This window comes from Mycobacterium sp. (assembly GCF_032162605.1).
Taxonomy (GTDB): Bacteria; Actinomycetota; Actinomycetes; order Mycobacteriales; family Mycobacteriaceae; genus Mycobacterium.
Genome location: NZ_JAVROT010000635.1, coordinates 1 through 4,716 on the forward strand (window position 1 = coordinate 1; position 4,716 = coordinate 4,716).

A 4,716-nucleotide genomic window follows, 5' to 3' on the forward strand; every position below is an offset into this window, starting at 1 on the left:
GGCAGTACGTCTGGGCGTTGACCCCATTGGCGGATTGCTCCTCACGGACGGTTCCGTTCACGGTGACGCGGCATCCAATCTGATCAGTGTCGCTCCGCGCGACGAGACTTGCGCTGACGGACGGCAAGGTCGTCGACAAGGTGACCGACCACGGCAGGGTCGCAGTGATCGAGTGCACGTTGGCATCCGGGTCGAAGTAACCGATTTGGGCGGTGCTGCCCGGCGGGCCGTACACGTCGTAGACCATGACCTTCGGGTTGAACTGGACGATCTCGATGCCCGCACCGGCGTTGGCATTGAGATCCTGGGACGCGAACATCTTGTGCAGGCGGGAAACCACGAGGCCCGAGATCGCCAGTACGACGATGAGAACCAACGGGATCCATATCTTCTTCAGCCAGCGACCTACTGGAATAGCCTTCATCCGAACACCTTCCGCTGACCGACTGATCGCGTCACGACCCTCGAGGCACCACCAACACCGTTTGGCACGTCCGCTATTCCCGATCTCACGAGTCCACCTTCTCGACAGCCGGGGCGATCGTGGCGTCATTCGGCGGTGAGTCCGCATTTTCGACGAGCCGACTCAGGATCGGAAAGGCGACCCGAGCAGACAGCCACAACGCGCTTTCCTCCTCGGGCGTCAGCGTCGCCAGCAATTCCGTCAAGCGTTCCCGACGGAGTCGCTTCCGGTCGTCGAGCAGCGACTGACCGTGCTTGGTGATACCGATGAGGGCAGCACGCCCGTCATCGGGGTCGGCGAACCTGGTCACCAGATCCTGGCGTTCCAGCCTCTGGATCAGCTGAGTCATCGACGGCTGGCTGATCCCTTCCTTGGCCGCGAGTGTGGTGAGCCGCATGGGACCTTCCCGGCACACCCTGTTCATCGCGAACGCAGCGGATGCGCTCAAGTCGGCGCGGTCGGTGAGAAATCGGGCCGTGATATCCAGTGCCTGGTCGAGAAGCTCACCGACGCAATTACCGACATCCCCATGAGGCGGACGTTTTTCCACGAGGTACATATATCACGCGCACTATGTAGCAGCAATCGGAGGAGTCTTCGAGCGCACCACACAGTCGCCCCACAGGAACTGTTCGCGGCGCCCGCCAACGGGCAACGAACTTGAGATTGGTTGCCTTGCAAGGGGTCCGGCTCCGGCGCGTCGATTGCGCGGGTGATCGAGGGGCCAGGCAGGGACGAGACTACATTGGCGCGGCTATGTATCGACCGAAGTCAACGTCGAATGGGGCAGGGTCTGAGGTAACTTACCCACATGGTCCGCCCTGCGCAGACGGCGCGCAGCGAACGCACTCGCGAAGCGCTGCGCCAGGCGGCCCTGGTCCGGTTCCTCGCCCAGGGCGTGGAGGACACCTCTGCTGAGCAGATCGCCTCCGACGCCGGCGTCTCGCTGCGAACCTTCTACCGGCACTTCACGTCGAAACACGAACTCTTGTTCGCCGACTATGACGCCGGGCTGGAGTGGTTCCGGACGGCGCTTGCGGTCAGGTCGCCGGACGAATCGCTCATCGACGCCGTGCACTCGGCGATCCTCGCGGCGCCGTACGACGCCGCGGCCGTGCCGAAGATCGCGGAGCTGCGGTCTCGGGAGCTTGACGCCGGGCGCATCGTGCGCCATATCCGGCAGGTCGAGGCCGACTTCGCCGAGGCGGTCGAGGAGTACCTCACCCGCGACGAACCGCCTGCACCAGGTACCGACGGTCGGTTGCGCGTGACCGTCACCGCCCGCTGCATCGCCGCGGCGGTCTTCGGAGCGATGGAGGTGTGGATGTTGAGCGACGATCGGTCGCTTCCGGAACTCGCGCGGCTGTGCCGTACGGCGCTCGAGGCGGTGGCGGCGGGCATCAGCGATGAGAAGTGACCAAGTTTCGTCAATATTGACAAAACTTGAGCGGCGTGCCAGCCTCGGACGATGGCGGACTTCGACGCGATTGTCATCGGTGCAGGCCACAACGGACTTGCGGCGGCGGCCCTTCTGCAGAAGGCCGGTGTGCGGACCGTCTGTCTGGACTCGAAGCTCTACGCCGGCGGAATGGCTTCCACGGTAGAGCTTTTCGACGGCTATAAGTTCGAGATCGCTGGGTCCCTGCAGTTTCCGACCTCTACGAAGGTCAGCGACGAACTCGGGCTCGACGAGTTGGCGACCGTCGACCTCGACGTGATGTCGGTGTCGCTGCGGGGGATCGGTGACGAGCCCGTCGTGTACTACTCCGATCCGATGAAGCTGCTCACGCACCTCAACGACGTGCACGGCGCCGATGCCGTCAACGGCATGGCGGGGTTGATGGCGTGGAGCCAGGGCCCGACGAGGGCGTTGGGCCGGTTCGACGCCGGGCAACCGCCGAAGACGATCGACGAGATGTACGCCTGTGCGCAAAACGAATTCGAGCGCGCGGCGATCACCGACATGTTGTTCGGGTCCGTCACCGACGTCCTCGACAGATATCTGCCCGACGCCGAGAAGCACGGGGCGCTGCGGGGAATGCTCTCGTTCCTCGCCGTCAACACCACCTACCGTGGGCCCGCCACCCCGGGCAGTGCCGCGGCTCTGGCGTACGGCTTGGCGATGCCCGACGAGAACGCCAAGCTGATGAAGAAGCTCCGCGGCGGAATAGGATCGCTCACAGCACATCTCGTAGAGGTGCTGGAGGCGGGCGGGGGGGAGCTGCGGTTACGCAGCAAGGTCGAGGAGATCCTGGTGGCCGACGGCCGGGTCACCGGCGTCCGGTTGGAGGACGGCACGACGATCGACGCGGCCATCGTGGTCTCGGGAATCGCGCCCGATCTGACGGTGACGAAGTTGCTCGACCCGGACGTGGTGCCATCGGAGGTCCGCGATCGGTTCACCCGCGTCGATCACCGCGGAAGTTATCTCCAGATGCACTTCGCGCTCGACGGCATGCCCACCTTCGCCGAGCCCTACGAGATGCTCAACGATCCCGAGATGCAGGCGGCCATTGGACTTTTCAGCACGCCGGAGGAGCTGCAGCAACAGTGGGAGGACAGTCGCCGGGGGATCGTGCCCGCCGACCCCGCCATCGCGATGCAGTTCCCATCGGTGCACGACCGCAACCTCGCGCCCGACGGCAAGCACGCCGCCTCGGCGTTCTCGATGTGGTTCCCCGTCGGATTCAAGGGGGTCTACGAAGACGTGTCCTACGGCGACCTGAAGGTCGAGATGGGTCGCCGGGTCATCGACAAGATCACCCGTGTCGCACCGGATTTCGAGTCGAAGATCATCCGGTACGCCACGTTCACGCCGCGGCACATGGGCATGATGTTCGGCGCCCCTGGCGGCGACTACTGCCACGGCCTCATCCATCCCGAGCAGATGGGGCCGAACCGGCCGGGGCCAAGGGGTTTCACCGATCAGCCCATCCCGATCGGCGGGTTCTACCTGGGCAGCGCAGGGTGCCACGGCGGTCCGGGCATCACGTTCATCCCGGGATACAACGCCGCCGCGCAGGCACTTGCCGACGCGCGCTAGTCGTCGTCCTTCGGGGTCGCTCCGCCCTCGTCCGACCAGTCCGTCCTGTCGTCGGCACCCTTCGCCGGGTCGCTCTGGACGTCGTGGTCGGCGCCGGCGGGGCCGGAGTTCGACTCTGTGGTCTTGGGATCTGTGTCAGTCACGATCAACGCGATACCCGCATCGTCGGGCTCGGAAACCGTCAGCACCGCCTCGTGCACGTACTGGTCCTCTTCGAGTCGGTGCTCGAGGGTCCGCAGAGTCTTGGCGATCGAGGACTCCGCGCTGTCGCCGACGAGGTCGACACTGGCGATGACGAAAAGCTGCTTCGGTCCGATGAACTCAGAACGCAGGAAGCGCACCTCGGCCACCTCTGGGAAGGTGGCCAGACGCTCGACGAGCGCCTGGTGAATCCGGGGCGAGCCGCCTTCTCCGGTGAGGAAGATCCGATTCCGGTTGATCAGGATGACGGCGACGACGCCGAGGAGGACGCCGACCAGGATGGAGCCGACTGCGTCCCAGACCACTTCACCGGTCAGTTGGTGCAGCAGGATGCCGAGGAATGCGATCGCGATGCCGATCAGCGCGGCGAAGTCCTCCGCGAACACGGCCCGCACCGTCGGGTCCGACGTCTCCATTGCGTACTCGAAGACGCGGCTCTCGAATTCCCTTGCGCCCATGCTGAGCTGGCGTACCGCCTGCGCCAGCGATGTGCCCTCCAAGACGAAGGCGATCGCCAGGACGACATAGGCGATGCGGTAGTCTTCGCCGCCCTCGGCGCCTTGCAGCAGCTCGGTGACGCCCCGCCAGATCGAGACCGCGGCACCGATGACGAACAGCCCCACCGCGGCGAGCAGCGACCATACGTAGGCCTCCCGCCCGTACCCGAGCGGTCTGCGCTCGTCCGCGTCGCGGATGCTGCGTCGATTGGCGACGAGGAGGAAGACCTCATTGCCGGTGTCGGCCCAGGAATGCGCCGCCTCCGCGGTCATCGACGCCGAACTGGACAGCACGGCCGCGAACGTCTTCGCCAACGCGACCAAGAGGTTCGCTGCGAACGCGATGAGTACAGTCAGCGCGCTGTCGCCACCCGCCTTCACCACCGGGGATCAGTCACCCCTGCGTTGGAGCTGAGCCATCCAGTCGCCCGGCAAGCGTTCCGCGGGCCCGGGGACCGTCTGGTCGACCGGATGGCACTCCGGCGGAGCGAGTTCCGGGCCGTCGTAGTACT

Annotated in this window: 5 protein-coding genes; 2 read left to right on the forward strand and 3 right to left on the reverse strand. The window is 65.4% G+C overall.

Annotated elements, in window-relative coordinates; genetic code table 11:
- Positions 1-424: MmpS family transport accessory protein (locus QOI01_RS36165; RefSeq protein WP_526389063.1), on the reverse strand; the 424-nt coding region annotated here is incomplete at its 3' end.
- Between the two features lie 85 nt (positions 425-509).
- Positions 510-911 (reverse strand): MarR family winged helix-turn-helix transcriptional regulator, encoded by a 402-nt coding sequence (locus QOI01_RS36170; protein ID WP_526389065.1) that lies wholly within the window; start codon positions 909-911, stop codon positions 510-512.
- Positions 912-1,274: 363 nt separating this feature from the next.
- Between QOI01_RS36170 and QOI01_RS36175 the strand changes: the two genes are divergently transcribed.
- Together QOI01_RS36175 and QOI01_RS36180 are read left to right on the forward strand one after the other, a co-directional pair.
- Positions 1,275-1,880 (forward strand): TetR/AcrR family transcriptional regulator, encoded by a 606-nt coding sequence (locus QOI01_RS36175; RefSeq protein WP_526389067.1) that lies wholly within the window; start codon positions 1,275-1,277, stop codon positions 1,878-1,880.
- A gap of 51 nt (positions 1,881-1,931) precedes the next feature.
- On the forward strand, positions 1,932-3,506 hold the full coding sequence (locus tag QOI01_RS36180) for a phytoene desaturase family protein (RefSeq protein WP_526389069.1): 1,575 nt from the start codon (positions 1,932-1,934) through the stop codon (positions 3,504-3,506).
- Here the strand turns inward: QOI01_RS36180 and QOI01_RS36185 are convergent.
- The gene (locus QOI01_RS36185; RefSeq protein WP_526389070.1) at positions 3,503-4,588 is read right to left on the reverse strand and encodes a cation diffusion facilitator family transporter; all 1,086 of its coding nucleotides are present in this window, start codon (positions 4,586-4,588) and stop codon (positions 3,503-3,505) included. The genes QOI01_RS36180 and QOI01_RS36185 overlap by 4 nt on opposite strands.
- Between the last annotated feature and the right edge of the window lie 128 nt (positions 4,589-4,716).

What these genes read in the sequence shown, in the direction of transcription:
- QOI01_RS36175 (WP_526389067.1), top strand. Translation starts at nt 1,275, where the DNA reads ATGGTCCGCCCTGCGCAGACGGCGCGCAGCGAACGCACTCGCGAAGCG.
- QOI01_RS36180 (WP_526389069.1), top strand. Translation starts at nt 1,932, where the DNA reads ATGGCGGACTTCGACGCGATTGTCATCGGTGCAGGCCACAACGGACTT.